Source organism: Mucilaginibacter sp. Mucisp73 (assembly GCF_059491465.1).
Genome location: NZ_CP168507.1, coordinates 4,618,229 through 4,641,532 on the forward strand (window position 1 = coordinate 4,618,229; position 23,304 = coordinate 4,641,532).

Sequence of the window (23,304 nt, forward strand, 5' to 3'; positions counted from 1 at the left end):
CCAGCTTTTATCTTAACTCAACACCGGCTCTTCATTAGTCAAACTATGTATCCCCGCCATAAAATCATCGCTTGGATTTACTTTGAATGATTTAGATGACAACTCAACAAGCATAACCTCTTCCCTGTCTTTGATCTGGAAACGGAGCTTACAGTTTTTAACCGGGTACTTTTCGTTGTTATCATCTATCATGTGCTGGATATCATCCAGCAGCTTACTGTTGAGCATTTGCACATCAATACAAACAGTTAATGACTTGGTAAGTTTATCCCGCATTTCCGATAGCAGGTCCATCACCATGATCCGCAAATCCCAGTTATCTTTCTGGCGGAATTTCTCCTCTATGGTTCCTTTAATATGCAGGAAGTAACCCTCCATCATCATATTACGGAACTTTACATAATCGTCGCCAAACAAAGCAAACTCGTACGATTCATTATAATCCTCAAACACAAACGTGCCGAATGGCTTACCCGTTTTGGTCATTTTATGCTGAACGCTTGATACCAGGCCGCCAATCCGCAACTCCCCGCGACGGCGCAATTCATTAAACGCAACCATCACATCCTCGCCGCCTTCGCCTGAGCGGGCTTTTTGCATCAGTTTGAGATCACTGATATTGGCGTTACAGAAACGTTTAAGCTCAACCTTATAATTATCCAAGGGGTGACCGGTTAAATAGATCCCGATAACCATTTTCTCGTACTTCAGCTTCTCTATCAGCGGCCATTCTTCAACATCGGGCATAGCAGGCTCCGGTACATATGATGCTACCGAACCGCCAAATAATGACGATTGAGAGCTGCTTTGCACGTTTTGATAATCATTAGCGTACTTAATGAGCCGTTCAACACCGGTTAAAGTGCCCAGTTCAGTTTTGGCAAAAAATTGTGAACGGGCTATCCCGAAACCATCGAACGCACCACCATATACCAGGTTCTCGTATGATTTACGGTTAACGCTACGAGTATTGGAACGCCTTGCAAAATCATATACTGTCTCAAACGGGCCGTTGGCGTTGCGTTCTTCAATGATACTTTCTACCGCTTTATCACCCACACCTTTTACACCGGTTAGACCAAAGCGTACCTGCCCGCGTTTGTTAACCGCAAAGGCCATGTCCGACTCGTTGATATCCGGCCCCAATACCTCTACGCCCATACGGCGGCACTCCTCCATAAAGAAGGTAATTTTTTCAATGTTGTTCTGGTTATTTAAAACCGCCGCCATATACTCTGACGGATAGTGCGCTTTTAAGTAAGCTGTTTGGTATGCTACGAAAGCGTAACATGTAGAGTGCGATTTATTGAACGCGTACTGGGCAAATGCTTTCCAGTCGGTCCAGATTTTGGTAAGCTTATCTTTTGGATGGCCTTTAGCTACCGCCCCGTCCATAAACTGGGCTTCCATTTTATTCAATACCTCAATCTGCTTTTTACCCATCGCCTTACGCAAAACGTCAGCATCGCCTTTACTAAAGCCCGCCAATTTTTGCGACAGAAGCATCACCTGTTCCTGATATACGGTAATACCGTAGGTTTCGCCCAGGTATTCCTCCATGTCAGGTAAGTCGAATACAATTGGTTCGCGGCCGTGCTTACGGGAAATAAAGTTTGGAATGTACTCTATCGGGCCCGGGCGGTAAAGGGCGTTCATGGCAATTAAGTCTTCAAACTTATCAGGCTTAAGCTCGCGCAGGTACATTTGCATACCGTCACTTTCAAACTGGAAAGTACCATTGGTATCGCCACGCTGATAAAGCTCATAAGTTTTCAGGTCATCAAGCGGAATGTAGTCGATATCAATTACCACACCGTGATTTTGTTTGATCATGCGCAGGGCATCCTTAATAATGGTAAGGGTCTTCAAACCCAAAAAGTCCATCTTAATTACACCTGCGTCTTCGATTACACGTCCGTCATATTGGGTAACCAGCAGGTCCGAATCTTTAGCCGTAGCTACCGGTACAATATCGGTTAAGTCATATGGCGCAATAATGATCCCCGCGGCGTGTACACCGGTATTACGTACCGAGCCTTCCAACTTTTCGGCCTCGCGAAGTACCTGGGCTTTAAGGTCGTTACCGTTCAGGATCTCTTTTAGTTCCGGCACTTGCTCAATAGCATCCTTGAGGGTGATACCGAGGGTTTCCGGTACCAGCTTCTTCATGGCACTTACATCGGCCAGCGGCATATCAAGCACACGGCCTACATCCTGGATACTGGTACGCGCGGCCATGGATCCGTAGGTAATGATCTGTGCTACCTGGTTTTTACCATATTTATCAACCACGTAGTCAATAACACGCTGGCGGCCGGCATCGTCAAAGTCAGTATCAATATCGGGCATAGATTTACGATCGGGGTTCAGGAACCTCTCGAACAGTAGGTTATATTTTATAGGATCAATATTAGTGATGCCAATACAGTAAGCCACCACCGATCCCGCTGCCGAACCACGACCCGGGCCAATGAACACCCCCATATCACGGCCGGCTCTGATAAAGTCGGCCACGATCAAAAAGTATCCCGCAAAACCCATAGTACGGATGGTGAACAACTCAAAGTTGATACGCTCTTCGGCTTCCGGGCTTATATCCCTGTAGCGTTCCTTAGCACCCATAAAGGTGAGGTGCTTCAGGTATTCCCACTGGTTCAGGGTATCAGCATCGGGCGTGTTGTGAATTTTAAATTCATCGGGGATAACGTAGTTGGGCAGCAGAATATCGCGTTTCAGTTTCAGCGTTTCTACCTTATCAACAATTTCGTTGGTATTATCCAATGACTCAGGCAAGTCATGGAACAATTGTCCCATTTCTTCCTGGGTTTTAAAATAAAACTGATCGTTAGGAAAACCGAAGCGATACCCCTTACCACCTTCTTCGTCGGTTGCTATGGGGGTGCTTTGCATATCACCTGTGTTTACGCAAAGCAAAATATCATGCGCGTTGGAATCTTGCTGATCCACATAATGCGAATCGTTTGAGCAGATCACTTTTACATTATACTTTTTAGCATAAGTGAGCAACACCCTGTTAATTGTTTCCTGCTCCGGAATTTCGTGGCGCTGCAACTCGATGTAATAATCCTCGCCAAACAGGTCAAGCCACCATCTGAATTCCTTCTCGGCATTTTCGGGCGTATCCTTTAAAATGGCCTGCGGTACTGATGCACCTATACAACAGGTGGTGGCAATGATACCTTCGTGGTATTTTAAAATAAGTTCCTTATCAATACGGGGCCATTTACTGTACAGGCCTTCCATATATCCCAACGAGCATAACTTCACCAGGTTTTTGTAACCGGTAGGGTTTTTAGCCAACATCAGCTGGTGGCGGCGAACGTCCTTATTCTCCTTGGTGAACTGCTTTTTATGCCTGTCTTCAACCACATAAAATTCGCAGCCCACAATGGGTTTTACATTGTGTTTGCCGGCTTCGGCCACAAACTTAAATACGCCGAACATATTACCATGATCGGTAATAGCGAGGGCCTTCATTCCGTCCTTAGCGGCTTTTTTATACAACTTGGAAATATCGGCTGCACCGTCGAGCAGGGAGAATTGAGTATGTACGTGGAGGTGAGAAAAATCAGGCATAGTAAATCCGTTTCGACAAAATCTTTATGAGGTACAAAGTTAAAACAAGTTAGGGATGTAGACTGTTAAAAAGTAGCGCTGTGGAAATTTAATTAAAGCCGCCCCATTTTGTAAATTATACAATAACACGCAGCGACTGCTATACTTAGCATGTTATTTGTTTATATTGATCAACAGCATCTTCACCTTTGAAATACAAATACAATTGAAAAAAATACTACGAATAACCCTTAAAACGATACTTTGGATACTGGTAAGTGTAGTTCTGCTGGTTATCCTTGTAGTAATTTTGATACAGGTTCCAGCTGTACAAAACTTCGCGAAAGACAAAGCCGTAACTTTTTTAGAAAATAAGATCCATACCAAAGTTAAGATTGGCCATATCAGCCTCGGCCTGCCCAAACTGCTGGTGCTGGAAGATGTATATTTTGAAGACCAGAAAAAAGACACCCTCATAGCCGGCGAAAAGCTAAAAGTTGATATCAGTATGCTTAAACTGCTTCACAGCGAGGTTGAGGTGAACGAAATAAACCTTCAGGGCATTACAGCAAATGTAAACAGGGGTGCCGACAGCATTTTCAACTTCGACTATATTATGAAAGCCTTTGTAAGCGAACAGAAAAAAGAAGTTAAGCCTACCAATACCACTTCAACCATGAAATTTTCTGTTGATAAGATTGTTCTCGATAAGATCAACATAAAATACAAGGATGCCATTACCGGCAACGATGTAAAGTTTTTGCTTGGCCATTTTGACACCCGCGTTAAGGATTTTGATATGGATAAGATGAAGTTCACCATACCGAAAATTACCCTGAGCGATGTAAATGCCAAGATCATCCAAACACCAACCAAAGCCATCCCACCACCCGATACCGCAACTACACCGCTAAACATGGATCTGAATTTAGGTGTGATCGATATCTCCAAAATCAAAGTCGATTACCAAAGTGCCGAAATGGCTGCCAAGGTAGATTTGAGCAAATTTTTGGTGGAGATGGACAAGATCGACCTGAAAAACCAAAAGGTTGGAATCAAAAACATTGAATTGAGCAATACCAAAGCCGGATTGACCCTCGCCAAACCAAAAACAGTAGTTAAAGAAGTTGTTAAAACAATTAAAAAGCTGGATACGCTGGTGTCCTCTCCTACCAAATCTACCTGGCGGGCCACTATTGGCAAGGTTACTTTTACTAACGATAATATTAAGTTCGATAATGAAGCACAGAAAGCTATCCCCAAAGGCCTTGATTTTGGCCATATGGACATCCGAAGTCTTAATGCCGAAGCTGAAAATATTTCCTATAGCCCTGATACCATTTCGGGCAAAATTAACTCCTTTACCTTTACCGAAAAAAGCGGTTTAAAGATCAATAAGTTCCATACTGCCTTCCTGTACGGCCCAACTAACGCTTATATGAACGACCTGTTGCTGGAAACGCCGAATACCACACTACAAAAGTCGGTACAGGTACGTTACCCTTCTATTGATGCCATCACCAAAAACATTGGCGTGCTGGGTATCAATGCCAATTTAGATGGCAGCCGTTTGGGCCTAAAGGATGTTTTATTGCTGATGCCAACCGTGGCCAATATGGAGCCCTTTAAATCATCGCCGGGTACGGTGTTTAAGATCAACGGCCGGGTAAACGGACAAGTGAACAACCTCGAGATCCCCAACCTGGAAGTTACCGGCTTAAGCAGCACGCATATCAAGGCTTCAGCTAAAATGAAAGGGCTGCCCGACGTAAACAAGGCCACCTTTGATGTAAACATTGCCGATTTCAGCACCAGTCGCGGTGATATCGCTAAGCTCGCTCCCGCGGGCAGTATCCCGCCAAATGTGAGCATTCCCGAAAAATTGAACCTGAAAGGTACTTTTAAAGGCAGCATGTACAGCTTTAATACCAAAATGGGCCTGCGCTCGAGTTATGGCGCAGTTGATCTGGTAGCTGCTTTAAAAAACGGGAAAAACAAAAACGCGGCAACTTATACCGCCAACATTAAGGCGAATGAACTTAATGTGGGCGCGCTTACCAAACAGCCGCAAATGGTTGGCCGCATAACCATGAGCGCCAACGTGAAAGGCACAAGCCTCGATCCTAAAAAAGCCAGCATCGCTTTTAATGGCAATATTGCAAAGGCTTATGTTAAAGGCTATACGTACAAAAACCTGGTAATGAAAGGTACATCGAGCAACGGGGCTTATACCGCTGTTGCTACCATGAAAGATCCTAACATTAATTTTAGCCTAAATGCGAAGGCTGATCTCAATAAAAAATATCCGGCAGTGAAGGCCACTCTGAATGTGGATAGCATCAACCTTAAAAACCTGAATTTTGTGAAGGACGATATGCGTTTCCATGGCAAGATCGTGGCCGATGTACCAACCGCCGATCCGGATTACCTGAACGCCGATATTAAAGCTACCGATCTATTGGTGGTGAACAAAGGTCAACGGATCCGGATGGATACCATCAGCCTCATCTCTACAGCCAGTGCCGACAGCAGTACACTTCATTTAAAAACTGCTGTCATGAGCGCCCACATGGCCGGTAAATACAAGCTCACACAGATAGCTCCGGCCGTGCAGGATGTGATTAACAAATATTTCAACACCGCTATTGCAGGCGGGCAGCAGGTAGCTGTAAAAACTAAAGGCGGCAAAACCATAAAAGCCAAACCTGCGCCTGCAGTTAAATATTCTCCTCAGCAGTTTACGTTTGAAGCCAAACTGGTTAAAACCCCGCTGCTTACCCAGTTTGCCCCCGACCTGAAACAGCTCGACCCTGTTTTGCTGAATGGCAGTTTCAACAGCCAAAGCGGCGAGTTGATTGTTAAAGGCTCCATACCCAAAGTGGTTTACGGCACTAATACCATTAATAAAGCGTCGCTTAACATTAACACCGCTAACAACGCGCTTAACTATAATCTTTCAGTTGATGAAGTTAAAGTTGGATCGTCTGTCGACCTGTTGTATGCCAACATTTCCGGAGCTGCGCAGGACAACAAAGCAGGCTTGAACGTTCAAATCCGCGACGCAGCTAAAAAAGAACGTTTCCGAATAGCAGGTACTTTCAGTTTGTTACCAAACGAATACCAGTTTAGCTTTAATAAAGATGGCCTATTGCTGGATTATTTGCCATGGGCCGTTAGTGACGATAACTTTTTACAATACGGGCCAAAAGGGATCCTGGCGCATAACTTCACCATCAGCAACAACAACCAGATCCTTAGTGTTAACAGCAGTACGCAGGAATTTAACAGTCCGCTGAATATCAAGTTTAACAACTTCCATATAGAGGCGCTAACCAAAATGGCCAAGCAGGATTCCTTACAGGTAGGTGGCGTTATAAACGGCGATGCTACCGTTAGTCATTTCCAGGCTGCTCCTTTATTTACGGCCGCCATCAACGTTAATGATTTTAACTTTAAAGGCGATACCGTGGGTAACATCGCCCTCAAAGTAAATAACCAAACCGAAAACGCGTATGCTGCGCAAATGAGTATAACCGGCAAAGGCAACCAGGTTGATTTGAACGGTACCTACTATACTTCGCCCGAAAGCCGCTTTGATCTCGACCTGAATATCGTGAACCTGAGTATGAAGAGCATTGAGGGATTCAGCTTTGGCAGTTTGCGTAATGCTACGGGTAATATTACCGGGGCGCTTAAAATATCCGGCACTACAGATGCCCCTTCTGTACGGGGAGATATCAACTTTAACAAAGTAGGCTTTAACGTTGCTATGCTTAACTCCTACTTCCGCATGCCGCAGGAAAGCATTACGTTTAACAACGAAGGCATCCGCTTTAATGACTTTACTTTGGTTGATTCGACCGGCAACAAGTCTGTGGTAAGCGGCAGTATCTACACCAAAACTTACACTGATTTTGCCTTCGGTATGGATATTAACGCCAATAACTTCAGGGTGACCAACTCCACCCAGGCTGATAACAAACTTTACTACGGTAAACTGTATGTGGATACCCGCATCAAGATCCGTGGCAATATGACTAAGCCGGTGGTTGATGCCAACCTTACTGTTAATGACAAAACCGACATGACCTTTGTGCTGCCTACCAACGACCCGGCGCTGGAAGACCGGAAGGGTGTGGTTGACTTTATTGATAAAGATGCCCCTAAAATGGATTCCATCCTGCTGGCCAGGCAACTGGATTCGCTCAAGAAATCGGATGTTACGGGTTTGGATGTTTCTGCAACCATCAACGTAAATAAAAACGCAGCGTTTACTATTGTAGTTGATGAGCGAAACGGCGATATCGTACATCTTAAAGGCGAGGCCAGCCTGAATGGCGGCATTGATCCAAGCGGCAAAATAAACCTTACCGGTACTTATGTGGTTAACTCGGGCTCGTACAACCTGGCCTATGCAACTGTCAAGCGCACTTTTAACTTTAAAAAAGGCAGCACCATTGTTTGGACCGGCGACCCAACCAGTGCCAATATTGATCTTACCGCTATTTACGTAGCCAATGTACCACCTATTGACCTGGTTTCAAACCAGCTTTCGGATGCGCAAAATAGTACGATGTACAAGCAAAAACTACCTTTCAATGTTAACCTTAACCTGAAAGATCAGTTGCTCACACCAACTATCAGCTTTGACATTGTATTGCCCGATAGCTCGTATTCTGTGTCATCCGATGTGGTAAGTACGGTTAATACCCGCCTTACCCAGATACGCCAGGATCCTAACGAGCTTAATAAACAGGTATTAGGTGTACTTGTACTGGGGCACTTTATTGGCGATAATCCGCTGCAAAGCCAGGGTGCGGGTACTACCGTAGAGGGCACCATCCGTAACAGCGTAAGCAGCCTGTTATCTGACCAGTTAAACAGGCTCGCAGGAAGTTTAATATCAGGAGTTGATCTGAATTTCGGTTTAACCTCAGGTGAGGATTATTCATCTGGCACGGCCACCAATCGTACCGACCTCAACGTTGGCCTGTCTAAACGGTTCCTGAATGACAGGCTTACCGTAAGTGTTGGCAATAATTTTAACCTGGAAGGTAATCAACCCGGTCAAAAAGCATCGAACATCGCAGGTGACGTATCCATAGCCTATAAACTAAGCAAGGACGGCCGCTATACCCTGCGTGCTTATCGCCGCGACGAGTTTATTGTGATCCAGGGACAGATCATTGAAACAGGCGTGGGTTTTACTTTGACGGTTGATTATAACCGCTTCCGCGAGATTTTCCGCAAACGTACCCCTGAAGAACGCAGGTTGCGCCGCCAGTACCAGCAGGAACAAAAGGAGAAAAAAGAAAAACAGGACCAGGCAGATAAAGCACTGGAGCAAAAGAACATGCAGCAGCAACAGGAAAACAAACCGCAAACTACTTCAAACTAAGCCCATGACCAAACATTTAAAATATATACTGCTTTCATCATGTGTTTTACTGAGTGCCTGCAGTACCACTAAATTCCTGGCGCCCGGCCAAAAACTGTACACAGGCGGCGAGGTTGTGATCAAAGATTCGGTGTTGAAAAAGAGCGAGAAAAAAGCTTTAAGTGAAGAGCTTGGGGCTTTACTAAGGCCAGTGCCCAACAGTACCATATTAGGTTTGAGATTTAAACTGTGGCTGTACTTTAAAACAAAAACCAATAAAACCAAAGGCCTTGCCCACTGGCTTAACAAAAAAGGTGAGCCTCCTGTGCTTATTAGTTCTGTTAACCTTGATCAAAACAGCAAAATCCTGCAAAACAGGCTACAAAATGAAAGCTATTTTCAGGCGCAGGTTAGCGGCGATACGGTAAGCAAAAAACCAACGTCAAAAGTTGCCAAAGCGGTTTATACAGCAGTAACCGGGCCGGGCTATAAAATCAGGAAGGTAGTATTTCCGCAGGGTAACCGCACTATCGATACCGCAGTAGCCGGAACGTCGGCAAAAACGCTGCTAAAAGTTGGCGATAAATACAACCTTGATGTTATTAAAACCGAACGGCTGCGCATTGACGCTAAACTTAAAGAAGAAGGTTTTTACTATTTCTCACCCGAAAACCTCATCATGCATGTCGATAGCACTATAGCCGGGCACCAGGTTGATATTTTTGTGGCTGTTAAAAATGAAACACCTGGTCGCGCCCAAAACATTTATACCATCAATAATATTTATGTGTATCCGAGTTACTCGTTAAGAGATACTTCGCTGATGAAGGATAAAGCTGTTTTTTATAAATGGTATAATATTGTTGAGCGTCGTAACACCGTACATACTTATACTTTTGCCAATACGGTGCTGATGCGACCCGGCCAGGTTTACAACCGCACCGCGCATAACAACTCGCTTAACCGCTTCATTAATCTGGGCCCTTATAAATTTGTAAAAAATAGGTTTGAAGATGTATCTGCCGATTCATCGAAGCTGGATGTTTATTATTTTTTAACCCAATACAAAAAGAAATCACTATCGCTTGATGTTTTAGGGCGCACCACGTCAGCCAATTACACCGGTACACAGGTAAACTTAAACTGGCTCAACCGCAATGCCTTTAAAGGTGCCGAAGCTTTGAAAATAACCTTATTTGGAAGTACTGATGTGCAGGCAGGCGGGCAAAATGCAGGCTACAACGTATACCAGGCAGGTATTCAAACAACCTTATCATGGCCTCGTTTTATTGGGCCTATCTACCCAAAAGCGGCTGATGCCTATATCCCGCATACTAATTTGAGTTTAGGATATTCGATAGTAAACCGCCAAAAACTGTATAACTTAAATTCATATAACTTATCGTTTGGTTATCAGTGGCGCGAAACAGAACACCGTTCACATGAACTGAACCTCATCAATTTTCAGTTTGTAAATCCGCTGAGTGTTTCTGACGAATATAAGGCAAGTATCAATCCGGCTAATGGCCCTGTTAATCCCGCCTTAAAGCATGTAATTGATAAGCAGTTTATATTGGGCCCAAGCTACAGCTATACCTTTACCAATACCAACGAAGATTACCGCACCAATACGTTTTATTACAATGGCAAAGTAACCCTCTCAAATAACATATATGGTTTGGTAACCGGTGCCGATAGTGCCGGTGGAAAACCTAAAAAACTTTTCGGCGCGATATTTAACCAGTTTGTAAAGTTCGAAAACGAGATCAGGTATTTCCATAAAACCGCACCCAACAGCACTATTGCCACAAGGTTCATAGTGGGTGTTGGTTTACCTTATGGCAACTCAACCCAATTACCATATAGTCAGCAGTTTTTTATAGGCGGACCAAACAGCCTGCGGGGATTCAGGGCGAGGGCCATCGGGCCGGGTTCATTTGACCCACAAACCGGCTTAGGTACCGGAGGTTTCCTGGCAGATGAATCGGGCGATATCAAAATAGAAGCTAATATCGAATACCGCCCAAAATTGTTCAGCATTGTACGTGGCGCATTATTTGTTGACGCAGGTAATATCTGGCTGCTGCACTCCAACAGCTTACAACCGGGAGCAGTGTTCAGCAATAAATTTTATAACGATTTTGCCGTTGATGCCGGCTTTGGTTTAAGGTTTGATTTAACCGTACTGGTATTGCGTACAGATTTAGGCATCCCTATTCGTACACCGTATGTACGTGCTAATGAGCCGCGCTGGGATTTCAACTTTAACCGGAGTGTATTTAACCTCGCAATCGGGTATCCGTTTTAATTTTACAGTCTAAATATAACGAAAGTTAAGCTTGGCATATAGCATAGCGCGAAACAGCACAATTAGCCAAAAGCTATTGTGCTGTTTGCTTTAATAGGCAATCAATCATACATATACGCGTCTGTTTTACACTGGATCGGCTCCCTCGCCGTTTTCAAACTGTATTTCAATACAAATCATTTCTTTTTAAATTTATCGGTGATACAACAAAACAAAGCGATACACCGTATCATTGCATATTGATAAAAGCAGCGATGTTAAATTGATACAAATTATAGAATGCCGCTAAAAAGCCTTTTTTTTAAACTTTTAATATTAACGCTGTTTCTATTCCCGGGCCGGGTATGTGCCGACATTCCATATCAGTTAGTTTACCTGAAAAATTATAGCGCCCCTGATGGCCTGCCCAGTTCAAGGGTTAACTATTTAATGCAGGACAGCAGGGGTTTTATCTGGCTGGCCACCGATAAAGGCGTAAGCAGGTTTGACGGACAGCACTTTAAAAACTTCACATCGGCTGACGGGCTGGAAAACAATGAGTGTTTCAGGATTGCCGAGGATAATTATCACCGGATCTTTTTTTACTGTAATAACTACCGGGTTTGTTATTATGAAAACGGGCTTATACATAAGCTTAATTCGCCTCAAAAAGTAACCGTATTACCCTTCGCCAATTTCTTTTTTAACCGTTATAATGAGCTCTGTGTAAATTACAGGCTTAGTACCAAAGTTTACCATTTTGAGGAATTGAAATCGGAAAGACATGCTATCCGGCATTTGAACGGGTATATTTATGGTTCTGACGGAGAAGAGATCATCCTGTCTGAAAATGATCTTGATATCCTCGAAGAAGAACTTAAGGCCGGCCAGCTAAGTTTTCAAACCGCCAATAACAATACCAAACCTTACCGGTTGGCTTTACAGCAAAATTATTTGTTATTGATAACTAAAGACTGGGTACGTGTTTATCGGTATCAAAAAACCGGGATCATCCCGCTCAGTAAAATCTTTTTTACCGGGAATGTAACTTCAGTATACCTTACCGGCAAAAATACGTTTGCCGTTACAACGGTAAAACAGGGCACCTACATTATTAACTATCTTACCGGCGAACGGAAAAATTACCTTAATAATAACATCACTACAGCCACGGTTATTGACCGGGAAAATAATTTATGGTTTGGCAGCTATGACAAAGGCTTTTTTCTATGTACCAATCCCGAAATAAAAATCATTAACAAAGAAAGCGGGCTGGCCAATGAAGATGTTTTAAAACTGGCCATTGCAGGAGGTTACCTTTTTACCGGGCATGTTTTAAGCACACTGAGTTATATGAAACTTGGCGCAAATCAAACGCCGCCGATTGGCACTATAACTATGAATCAAAACCGGTCTGACTTTAACCGGATAACCAATCTGCTTACAATCCCGGGCAACACTCTCGTTATAGGTACCGATAATGGTATATTCAGATTAGATATTTCGAATAAGAACCCGTTGTCATGGCATTCTGTAAAAATTTTTTATGGTCCGATAAAAGGAATTGCTGCACGATCCGACACAGTGTATTTCCTTACACAAAATGCAGTTGGCGTTTTAACAGATGAATTGAAACATCAAGAGGGGTACAATTTTAAGCCCATACGTATGACATCTGTTACATGGTATAAGAGTAAGATGCTCATAGGCTCGCTTTACGGGTTATACCAGTTTGTACCTTACGGGAACACTGACAAGTTTTCCTCTATTCGAATATTAGCCAATAAAGGAATAAATGTTGTTAAGAGCCTGGCATCAAATAATGATGTATGCGCGATAGGCACCGAAGCTCAGGGGGTGTTTTTGCTGGCCGGCGAAAAAATTGTTCAATTTAGATCTCCTGCTATTTTTTCAGGCGATATCCGTAAACTGGTATGGACAGATGACAATACACTATGGGTCTGCACCGCAAACGGTGTAAGCATTATCAGCTTCTATAATCATTATCAAAATTACCGCATAAGTTTACTCAATACCAGTAACGGGCTCCCCTCGGATAACGTTGCCGATGTGGTGCAGAACGGCCATGATTATTATATAGCCACCGATCAGGGCATAGCCGTTACTCAAAATTTAGGGAATACGGGCCTGCCTAAACCGGTGTTGATTAATGACGGGATACCCGGTACTCAAAACAGCTTTACTTACGGCCGGCCTGTTGTATTTAACTGCGTTGCCCTATCCTACAAAAGCATGGGCAAAATACAATACCGCTTCAGGCTTAAGGGGGTTGATAAAAATTGGAGCGTCGCACCTTCCGGCGAAAAACGGTTCGACCTGCTGCCCCCCGGAAACTATGAGTTAGAAGCCCTGGCTGCCGACCGTTTTAACCAGTTAAGCCAGCCGCTCATTTTTAAATTTGACGTTATGCCTTTATGGTACCAACAGCTATGGCTGCAGGTGGTGGCTGTATTAAGTGCCATAATCATCGCTTTCCTGTTGGTACGGAAATATTATCAATCCATCATCGGCTTACAAAAAAAGGACTATGAAAATGCCCTTGCCCTTCAGCGCGAACGACAGCGCATCAGCAGTGAGGTGCATGATGATTTAGGGGCAAGCATCTCCGGTATTAAGCTCAGGACCGAATTACTCAGCCGCAAAACGGCCGATCAGCCGGCTTTTAAGGAGATTGACGCTATTCATGAAGCCATTACCGATATATCTACCCAGGTAAGGTTAATTATCTGGAGCCTTGATGCCGAAAACGACGAAGTAAGCAACCTGGCCGGCTTTATTCATAAACAAGCCATTAAAATATTTGAATACAGCAATATTGACCTCCATGTAAATGCCTCCGTCAGTGAAACTCCGGTTACCATCAGCGGCGAAAAAAGGCGCCAGGTATACCTCCTTGTTAAGGAAGTATTAAACAATATTGTCAAACATTCGGAGGCACAAAACGCGTTTCTGGAAATCAATCTTTACAAAAACCGGCTGCAGATCAGCATCCGTGATGACGGGCGCGGATTTGACCCTGATGTGCGCAAGCACGAAACCATGGGCATCCGGAATATTCACACGCGGGCAAAAAGATTGAACGCCGAACTGAAAATTGATACCGCCCACGGTAAAGGCACATCCATCGGCCTTAAACTGAACCTTTAGCGTATACCCCATAATAGGTATAAAGAAAGCCGGGATAATTTAGGAAATTAGCATTTTATATTTACCGAAAAGCATGCTCCAGATAGTTTTGTTAGAGGATAATTTACATTACCGGCGCGGGCTGGAACAGATTATTCATGATATGAGCGGTGTAACTTTAATTGGTTCTTATTCCAATGCCGAAGCCGTATTAAAAAAAATTGACCAGCTTAAACCGGATATCTTTATCGTGGATATAAACCTCGAAGGCATGTCGGGCATTGAATTTATACGGCGGGCCAAGCCCTTTGTGCCGGATGCCGAATTTTTGATGTGCACTATCAACGACGACAATACCAATATTTTTGAGTCCTTAAAGAGCGGCGCAACCGGCTATATGCTCAAAGAATCTTCGGCCGATGAGATCAGGAGCGCCATTATCGAAATCGCGGCCGGCGGTTCGCCCATGAGCGCCTATATCTCGCGAAGGGTCATCGCATCATTCAATGCCGACGCCGATAAACCGCCTGCCCCTGCTGCCGAAAGCCTCACGGACCGCGAGGTTGAAGTACTTAACCACCTGGCCCGCGGCCTCCAGTACAAAGAAATCGCCGATCGCCTCGATATCTCTACCGGAACCGTTAAAAAACACATCCGCAATACCTACATCAAACTGCAGGTACAAAATAAAGTAGAAGCTATTAATAAATTTCGCGCAATCTGATATACCACTTTTTCAGTATTGCAGGGCTTAATGGTTAACGCTAATTTAGCGTTATAAAGAAACTAAAAGGCGTTGTTAAAATTAACTCCCTGTTGGTGATCTTTAAAGCCTAAACCTTATCACAATTGAAAGATCACACCGTGAAAGATGCCATCTAATTAAATCCTAAAACTACTGCCGGATTTTTTTTCTAACAGGATCAATAATAATCACTGCTTTAATCTGCACATTTGCACATCTGTAATTGGCATGCCTGCAATGATTATATCTGTCCCGCTCCGTATTATCGACCTTCATGACGATGGTTTCCACCCGCTGGTTGAAGTTATGCTGTTTGAAAAAACTTTTATTATGGTGCTGGATACCGGCGCGTCAAAAACCGCTTTTGATCAAACGGTGCTTTCCGAAGCCAATGAAACCATGAACATCTTAGCCAGCGATAAACTCTCCACTGGCCTCGGCACTAATACCATGGAATCTTTTACAGCAACAGTCAGCGACCTGCACATCGGCGACTTGCCTATCGCCGAATTTGAAGTAGCTGTGCTTGATCTTTCCACCATTAATGTCGCCTACGGCCAAATGGGGTACCCGCAGGTATTGGGTGTTTTGGGCGGAGATATTTTAATGAAATATAAAGCCGTTATTGACTATGGGAAACGGGTACTGAAACTAAAAAAGCCTTTGTCAAGCTTACGCGGGGCCTTATATATTCGAAGGTAATTTTAATTAATCAACAAGGGTTTGCTCCAAAAATACCCATTCGGTTATAACAAAGCTATAATTGGCATAATAGTCAAAATGACAATTATAATTTCGATATCAATCGAATAAAAAGACAATAATTCCTAAAAAGAATATTTTTTTGTTATTTTCTATTAATAAATCCATAACATTTTATTTATATATTGCGTATAAGTTAATAGCGCTGGCCGGCTGCTGAAATTAATTCTTCTTTTACATCTAAAACGTAACGAAAACAATGAAAAGAAAACTATTATTAGGGATCGGACTAAGCGTGCTTGTCGGGATCTCTGTACTATTCTCCTGTTCAAAAGACAAGGCTGCAAAAACTACAACCACCAGCCCAACCGCTATTCCGGATGATGTACTGAAAAGTATTACAAACTTAGGCTTCAGCACCGATGAAGTGCGCAGGCAGGGCGATGGCTATCTTGTTGAAGGAGATATCCTGCTCACTAAAGCTAATTTAGCCGAAGCAAGCACCAGCCCTACCTTAAGAATTGCCGATGTTGAGCAGTACCGTACCACAAACCTGGTTAAAAATCTGCCCAGGACAGTAACCGTATCAGTTACAAACCTGCCTACTGTTTACCTTAACGCGGCTACCGCGGCGGTTGCACGTTACAATGCTTTAAACCTCACGCTTAAATTTCAAATGGTTAGCAGTGGCGGCACAATCGATATCATCGGCTTTAACGAGGGCCCAAGCGGCGGTTATATCACTTTAGGTTCATCAGGCTTCCCTACTTCATCGGGCGACCCGTATAGCCAAATCCAGATGAACACCAACGAACAGGCTTATGGCACTAACCCTGATCTGGGTTATGTAACATCAGTTATTCAGCACGAGTTGGGCCATTGTATCGGTTTCCGTCATACCGACTATATGAACCGCGCGTTCAGCTGCGGCGGCCGACATGTAAACGAAGGTTCGGCAGGCATAGGCGCTATCAACATTCCGGGCACACCAACCAAGGCAGATGCCGGCTCATGGATGTTAGCCTGCTCAAGCGGTACCGACCGTACGTTTAATGCCAACGATCAGATAGCGTTAAACTATTTATACTAATAGCGCCTATAGTTGTTTTTTTACATTTCAACTAAATAGCTTTATCAATAAAGGGGATGCTGCAGCTCCCCTTTATTGGTTTGATCACACTACCGCCTATGACAAAAAGACTACCTGTTACCGTATTACTCCTTTTTTTATGCTTTAAAGTGTCATGGTCACAAAAACACATGAGCGACGAGGCAATTGTTTCACTTTATAAGGCAACATCTTTATCTCCGCAAAAAAATTCCAACCAGTATTACCTTGTAAAATTTAAAGATCCGGCACATATCGATAACCAGAAATACAATATCATCAAACGGGTTTCCTATAACTATTATGTAGTATCATCAGCCTCGGCTATCAAAAGCGATGCTAATATTATAAATAACAGCGCCGCTTCCTCCATCTGGAAAGCTTCGGATAACCTTGCGAAGAACTGGAAGCAGCATCCGGCACGTACACAAGCCATTGAGGTTACGGCTACCGCTGTCAATGACACGGTTATCAACCACATCCAACAATCAGGAGTCATTACAGGCCAAACCGGCAACCTAATACGTCTTAACATCAAATTAGAAAACCTGCCTGCCTTACTTCGGCAGGACTATATATTATTTGCCAATGAGGTGCGCCAACCTCATGCAGAGCTTGCCATTAGCGATATTGATCTTGGTTTAAATACCATGTCGGCCATAGGCGCTAATTTTCCGGGTATAACCGGATCCGGCATTAACGTTTCGGTAAAAGAAGACCGCTATGATAATGATCTCGACCTGTTAGGCCGCAGCTTCACATCCTTCAAAACATCCGATATCACATCAGGACACGCTACCACCATGGCAACACTCATAGGCGGCAACGGCAACTCATATATCAAAGGCCTGGGAGTTGCTCCTAAGGTAAATTTCACCTCATCATCTTTTGCACAATTAATGCCCGATAGCACTACCATTTTTAAATCATTCAGGATTTCGGTACAAAACCATTCATATGGTACCGGCATTGAAAATTATTACGGAGCCGAAAGCGCCGCTTATGATCAGCAGATTTTTGAAAATGATTCGCTGGTTCATGTATTTTCATCGGGCAATATCGGTACTTCTGCACCTGAAAGCGGGGTTTACAGCGGTATAAACGCGGTAGCCAACCTCTCGGGCGACTTTAAGCAGGCTAAAAATGTATTGGTGGTTGGCGGCACCGGCAGGACGGGTGTCCCCGAATCCTTAAGTTCAGCAGGACCGGCATATGATGGCCGCATCAAGCCCGAATTGATCGCGGATGGTGAAGATGGTACGTCTGGCGCGGCAGCCCTGGCATCAGGCACGGTAGCTTTGCTGCAGCAAGCTTATAAAACACAATATAAACAACTGCCATCTGCCGCGCTTATAAAAAGTGTACTCATTAACTCGGCCGATGAAACAGGCTTATCCGGTCCCAGCCATAAAACAGGCTATGGTTCATTGAATGCATTGGAAGCATTACGCACCATCAATGAAAAACGCACTTTTACCGGCTCGGTCAGCAATGCTACACAAACAGACTATTCCATAACGGTCCCAGCAAATTGCAGTGAGCTTAAAGTTTCGTTGGCCTGGAATGACCCCGCGGCGGCCGTTAACGCACCATGGGCTTTGGTAAATGATCTCGATCTTACCGTCACCACACCATCCGGGCAGCAAATTTTACCATGGGTGCTTAGCAGCTTCCCTTCTGCCGATTCCTTATCTGCCCCGGCAAAAAGACGAGTGGATATATTAAACAATACAGAACAAATAAGTTTACAAAACCCCGTGACTGGCATATATATGGTGCATGTTAAGGGCAGGAGGGTTACTGCCGGTGCTCAAAAATTTCATGTTGCCCACCAGGAGATCATTTCAAACCGGTTCGAATGGATCTACCCCTCGGCCGGCGACCAGCTTTTTGCCGGCGAGGATAATTACCTGAGATGGCAAAGCTCATTCAATACCGCATCGGGTACAATAAGCGTTAGCTATGATCATGGCCAAACCTGGCAGGCCATTAATAATGCCACCCTTAAAAACCGCTATTATACCTGGACAACGCCCGATGTTTTTACCAAAACCATGCTTAAAATGGATATCGGGGGGCAAACTTTTACCAGTGCGGAATTCAGTATTTCAAAACCTTTAACACTTGATATAGGATATAATTGCGCCAGCGGCACACTCCTGCAATGGAAACCCCAGCCAGGCAGCATAGGCTACAGCGTTTATACTATTAAAGATAACCTGCTTCAAAAACTTGTATCAACTGCTGATACCAGCATCATCATACCCGCGCAACAACAGACTTCAACTTATTTTGCGGTGAGCGCTACAGGCGGTGGTTTTGAGGGCATAAAAAGTTATACCATTAATGCTACCACACAGGGGGTTGGCTGCTATGTAAAAACATTATTGGCAAACGTAGTTAACAATACCGTTGTGCTCAACCTGCAGTTGGGCAGTGTTTATAATCTTAAATCCATCACATGGGAAAAAACAACAGCTACGGGCCAATACGTTACTTTAAATACCATCCCGGTTAGTAAAGCGGTAGATTATATATACGCCGACAATAATCCCCGGAGGGGCAAACAATATTACCGGGCAAAACTCATCACAATTAACGGCGATATCATTTACTCCAACATAGCCGATGCTGTTTATTTACAGCCCAACCAATTTGTTATATACCCCAACCCTGTTGCCGGCCAGATCAATATCATCAGCGGCGATATCAATAATTACGAATTTAAACTATACAGCATCGATGGTAAGTTAACCCTGGTTAAAAACATCAATGAATTACAAAACAGTATCCCCGTAAATCTCGTGGCAGGCGTGTATGTTTATACCATCGAACTAAATGGCAAAGTAGTTTATAATGGTAAGCTGATAAGTAAAAAGCCCTCCGGTTAACCGAAGGGCTTCATATACTTGTTTATTGAAATTTATTGATTAACAAACCTTTTAGCGTTTACTTTACGCTCGTTTTCGGTTAAGTAGATTTTACGTAAACGCATGCTTTGCGGTGTAACTTCGATGTATTCATCAGCCTGGATATACTCCATAGATTCTTCTAACGAGAATTTGATAGCCGGTGCGATACGAACGTTATCATCACTACCTGATGCACGCATGTTGGTTAATTGTTTACCTTTAACAACGTTGATCACTAAATCGTTATCGCGGATGTGCTCACCAAGGATCTGACCTTCGTAAATATCAACACCCGGATCAACGAAGAAACGGCCACGGTCCTGCAGTTTGTCAATTGCATAAGCAGTTGTGTTGCCTTTTTCCATCGAGATCAATACACCGTTTGAACGGCCAGGGATTGGCCCTTTCCATGGTTCGTAAGCTTTAAAGCGGTGCGCCATGATAGCTTCACCGGCAGTAGCAGTTAATACGTTGTTACGTAAACCGATGATACCGCGTGAAGGAATTTCAAACTCTAAGTGCTGTAAATCACCTTTTGGTTCCATGATCAACAGGTCTCCTTTACGTTGAGTTACCAATTCAATTACCTTACCGGCAACTTCAGCAGGAACGTCAACTATAAGGGTTTCAACCGGCTCGCATTTAACACCATCAATGTGTTTAACGATAACCTGAGGCTGTCCTACCTGTAACTCGTAACCTTCACGACGCATAGTTTCGATCAGCACTGACAAGTGAAGGATACCACGGCCATAAACCAGGTATGAATCAGGCGACTCGGTTTCAACAACCTTAAGCGCCAGGTTTTTCTCCATCTCTTTGTACAGACGGTCGCGTACGTGGCGTGAAGTAACAAATTTACCTTCTTTACCAAAGAAAGGCGAGTTATTGATGGTAAACAACATGTTCATGGTTGGCTCATCAATTTTGATAACCTCTAATTGCTCAGGATTTTCAAAATCAGCAATAGTATCACCGATATCAAAACCGTCGATACCAACTACAGCGCAGATATCACCAGATTTTACTTCGGTAGCCTTTACTTTACCCAAACCTTCGAAAGTGTAAAGTTCTTTGATCCTTGATTTTTGGATAGTGCCGTCGCGTTTTACCAAAGATACCGGCTGGTTTTCTTTGATTGTACCACGGGCTACACGACCGATAGCAATACGGCCTACGAAAGATGAATAATCTAACGAAGTGATCTGCATTTGCAGCGTACCTTCGGCGATAGGGGCCGGAGGAATGTTTTCTAATATAGCATCCATCAACGGGAAGATATCCTCCGTAGGTTTCTTCCAGTCGGTGCTCATCCAGCCTTGTTTTGATGAACCGTAGATAACCGGGAAATCCAGCTGCTCTTCGGTAGCTTCAAGGTTGAAGAATAATTCAAAAATTTGTTCGTAAACTTCTTCAGGGCGACAGTTCTCTTTATCAACTTTGTTTACAACCACAATTGGCTTAAGGCCTAAAGCCAAAGCTTTTTGAGTTACGAAACGAGTTTGAGGCATAGCGCCTTCAAAAGCATCGCAAAGTAATAATACACCATCGGCCATTTTCAATACACGCTCAACCTCGCCACCAAAATCGGCGTGACCAGGGGTATCAATAATGTTGATCTTAACATCTTTATACCTTACAGATACGTTTTTTGAAACGATGGTAATACCACGCTCACGTTCAAGGTCATTGTTGTCAAGGATTAACTCTCCGGTTTGCTCATTGTCCCTGAAAATGGCACAGCTGTGCAGGATTTTATCAACCAAAGTAGTTTTACCGTGGTCAACGTGCGCGATGATCGCAATATTTCTGATTTTTTGCATGAAAATGCCTCTCTAAATTTGGCGCAAAGGTAAGGTTAAATTATGAGATTATAAAGCGTTTAGCGGTTATTGTTTAGAATTAACATTGAGTTTACCAAAGTACGCTTGCCGGGTAGGCTTTGAAGTGTTGATCAGCCGAAATGATGGTAAGATTTTTAGAGATAGCCTGCGAGATAATGAGGCGGTCAAAAGAATCTCCGTGATAATGAGGCAGAGATATTAATTTACTTAAATGATAAGGTGTTATATCAAGAACCTCAAATTGCTTCCCTATTAAATAGCTATAAAAATTTTCATAACCAATTTCGATATTAAGCTTTTTTAAAGCAACCTTGATAGCCATCTCCCATAGTGATGCCATGCTTATATAGCATTGGTTATCGGGGTTTTCAATTAATTGTTTGGCTGTTTTAGATAATCTGTCATGAGAAGTTTGAAACCAAAGAATTGCTTGTGTATCTATAAGCAATTGCATTACATATAATCTTTAAAATCCTCAAGCGGTTCGTCAAAGTCTTCCGACACCCAAATTTTCCCTTTTAAACTTCCATATCCTCTTATGGTTTGATCACTGTTTACCAATTCAGCATTAGTAATTTTTTTCAAAAGCCTATCCACATCTTTCTCTATCTGAGTTTGTAAATCAGGGGGCAATTGATCAAGCTTTTTTATAAGTGCAGCACTAACCATGTTCTTAAACTTAATTAAGCTAATTTACAAAAACTATACGTTATCTCCCAAAAGCCCAAACCAAAAACTTGGCCATCGCCTTGCCCCATGTAGCGGGATCATGGGTGCCTCCTACTATTTCAACATATTGAATTTCTTCAGGGCGTTTAAAGCCCTTCATCTCCATTTCTTTGATCAGGTCGATAGTATCGTCAATGGCATCAATAATGCCGTTTTTGTTTCGATCGCTGGTTTCATCTTTAGTGCCGGTTTGCAGCCAGGCATTGATAGCCGGTTTGGTTTTGGTTTCCCTGATTACCTGGTGCATAAGCCTGTCGGCGTCGGTATAGCCTTTGGTCAGGTCTTTTCCCCGCCACCAAAACGAACCGGAAAAAACGCCGGTTTTATTGAACAATGCCGGATTATTCCAAACAATATCAAATGCGGATAAACCGCCGAGCGAAAAGCCTGCAAAGGCCGTTGCATCAAATTCAGTAAAGCTGGTTAATTGTAGTAATTGAGGCAATAGTTCTTCCTTTATAAATTGTGTATATACACCTGCTTTGGCACCCCGGCCTTTAAAATCGGGTTTACCAGCAATGCCATATTCATCCAGGCGGCTATCTCCGGCATGGATAGCTACGATCAGCAGCGGCTTAAGGCGATTGGTATTATATAATGTTTCGAGCGTGGTTTTTAATCCGAGGTTTTCAAGCTCCTGTCCGTCATTAAGCAGCAGCAGGTTTAGCGGTTCGGCGATATCACTGTCTTCCGGCTTCAAGATGGTTAAGGTCACTTCCCGCTCCAGCAGTGCCGAGGTTATATTTATTTCTTGTTCGGTTATCGTCATTTCAGTATCAAGCCAGCCCGGGTACATCTCTTTCTAAATTAAAATTAAGGGCGCAAAAATAAGCTATACTTTTTACTTTTTGGCGGCTAAGGATTAATATTATCAGGC

Annotated in this window: 12 protein-coding genes; 7 read left to right on the forward strand and 5 right to left on the reverse strand. The window is 43.5% G+C overall.

What is annotated here, in order from left to right; genetic code table 11:
* Positions 1-12: 12 nt before the first annotated feature.
* Positions 13-3,597, reverse strand: a complete 3,585-nt coding sequence (gene dnaE / locus ACEN82_RS19075; RefSeq protein WP_413321586.1) for a DNA polymerase III subunit alpha — start codon at positions 3,595-3,597, stop codon at positions 13-15.
* A 205-nt stretch (positions 3,598-3,802) separates the two neighbouring features.
* Between dnaE and ACEN82_RS19080 the strand changes: the two genes are divergently transcribed.
* The 7 genes from ACEN82_RS19080 (at position 3,803) to ACEN82_RS19110 (ending at position 19,833) form a co-directional block, all read left to right on the forward strand.
* The gene (locus ACEN82_RS19080) at positions 3,803-8,974 is read left to right on the forward strand and encodes a translocation/assembly module TamB domain-containing protein (RefSeq protein ID WP_413321587.1); all 5,172 of its coding nucleotides are present in this window, start codon (positions 3,803-3,805) and stop codon (positions 8,972-8,974) included.
* Positions 8,975-8,978: 4 nt separating this feature from the next.
* Positions 8,979-11,261, forward strand: a complete 2,283-nt coding sequence (tamL, locus tag ACEN82_RS19085) for a translocation and assembly module lipoprotein TamL (protein ID WP_413321588.1) — start codon at positions 8,979-8,981, stop codon at positions 11,259-11,261.
* Between the two features lie 279 nt (positions 11,262-11,540).
* Positions 11,541-14,408 carry a sensor histidine kinase gene (locus ACEN82_RS19090; RefSeq protein WP_495643997.1) on the forward strand — a complete coding sequence of 956 codons (2,868 nt, stop codon included), beginning with the start codon at positions 11,541-11,543 and terminating at the stop codon, positions 14,406-14,408.
* 73 nt (positions 14,409-14,481) lie between these two features.
* Positions 14,482-15,111 (forward strand): response regulator, encoded by a 630-nt coding sequence (locus ACEN82_RS19095; RefSeq protein WP_495643998.1) that lies wholly within the window; start codon positions 14,482-14,484, stop codon positions 15,109-15,111.
* A 249-nt stretch (positions 15,112-15,360) separates the two neighbouring features.
* Positions 15,361-15,834 (forward strand): aspartyl protease family protein, encoded by a 474-nt coding sequence (locus ACEN82_RS19100; protein ID WP_373614960.1) that lies wholly within the window; start codon positions 15,361-15,363, stop codon positions 15,832-15,834.
* Between the two features lie 259 nt (positions 15,835-16,093).
* A complete protein-coding gene (locus ACEN82_RS19105) occupies positions 16,094-16,924 on the forward strand; it encodes a M57 family metalloprotease (protein WP_274989999.1) in 831 nt (276 codons plus the stop codon).
* 98 nt (positions 16,925-17,022) lie between these two features.
* Positions 17,023-19,833, forward strand: a complete 2,811-nt coding sequence (locus ACEN82_RS19110) for a S8 family peptidase (protein WP_413321462.1) — start codon at positions 17,023-17,025, stop codon at positions 19,831-19,833.
* Between the two features lie 32 nt (positions 19,834-19,865).
* Here ACEN82_RS19110 and typA read toward each other — a convergent pair whose 3' ends face one another.
* The 4 genes from typA to ACEN82_RS19130 all read right to left on the reverse strand — a co-directional run bounded on the left by typA (position 19,866) and on the right by ACEN82_RS19130 (position 23,223).
* Complete coding sequence (gene typA / locus ACEN82_RS19115) at positions 19,866-21,677, reverse strand: translational GTPase TypA (protein WP_090533857.1); 1,812 nt, start codon at positions 21,675-21,677, stop codon at positions 19,866-19,868.
* Between the two features lie 91 nt (positions 21,678-21,768).
* Positions 21,769-22,152: a type II toxin-antitoxin system VapC family toxin gene (locus tag ACEN82_RS19120; RefSeq protein ID WP_413321461.1), complete on the reverse strand. Its 384-nt coding sequence runs from the start codon at positions 22,150-22,152 to the stop codon at positions 21,769-21,771.
* Positions 22,152-22,367: a type II toxin-antitoxin system VapB family antitoxin gene (vapB, locus tag ACEN82_RS19125; protein WP_090533860.1), complete on the reverse strand. Its 216-nt coding sequence runs from the start codon at positions 22,365-22,367 to the stop codon at positions 22,152-22,154. The genes ACEN82_RS19120 and vapB overlap by 1 nt, the downstream gene beginning before the upstream one ends.
* Before the next feature lie 40 nt (positions 22,368-22,407).
* A complete protein-coding gene (locus ACEN82_RS19130; RefSeq protein ID WP_495643999.1) occupies positions 22,408-23,223 on the reverse strand; it encodes an alpha/beta hydrolase in 816 nt (271 codons plus the stop codon).
* Between the last annotated feature and the right edge of the window lie 81 nt (positions 23,224-23,304).

What these genes read in the sequence shown, in the direction of transcription:
- ACEN82_RS19120 (WP_413321461.1), bottom strand. Translation starts at nt 22,152, where the DNA reads ATGCAATTGCTTATAGATACACAAGCAATTCTTTGGTTTCAAACTTCT.
- ACEN82_RS19095 (WP_495643998.1), top strand. Translation starts at nt 14,482, where the DNA reads ATGCTCCAGATAGTTTTGTTAGAGGATAATTTACATTACCGGCGCGGG.
- vapB (WP_090533860.1), bottom strand. Translation starts at nt 22,367, where the DNA reads ATGGTTAGTGCTGCACTTATAAAAAAGCTTGATCAATTGCCCCCTGAT.
- ACEN82_RS19105 (WP_274989999.1), top strand. Translation starts at nt 16,094, where the DNA reads ATGAAAAGAAAACTATTATTAGGGATCGGACTAAGCGTGCTTGTCGGG.
- ACEN82_RS19130 (WP_495643999.1), bottom strand. Translation starts at nt 23,223, where the DNA reads ATGTACCCGGGCTGGCTTGATACTGAAATGACGATAACCGAACAAGAA.
- ACEN82_RS19110 (WP_413321462.1), top strand. Translation starts at nt 17,023, where the DNA reads ATGACAAAAAGACTACCTGTTACCGTATTACTCCTTTTTTTATGCTTT.
- ACEN82_RS19100 (WP_373614960.1), top strand. Translation starts at nt 15,361, where the DNA reads ATGCCTGCAATGATTATATCTGTCCCGCTCCGTATTATCGACCTTCAT.
- dnaE (WP_413321586.1), bottom strand. Translation starts at nt 3,597, where the DNA reads ATGCCTGATTTTTCTCACCTCCACGTACATACTCAATTCTCCCTGCTC.
- tamL (WP_413321588.1), top strand. Translation starts at nt 8,979, where the DNA reads ATGACCAAACATTTAAAATATATACTGCTTTCATCATGTGTTTTACTG.
- typA (WP_090533857.1), bottom strand. Translation starts at nt 21,677, where the DNA reads ATGCAAAAAATCAGAAATATTGCGATCATCGCGCACGTTGACCACGGT.
- ACEN82_RS19090 (WP_495643997.1), top strand. Translation starts at nt 11,541, where the DNA reads ATGCCGCTAAAAAGCCTTTTTTTTAAACTTTTAATATTAACGCTGTTT.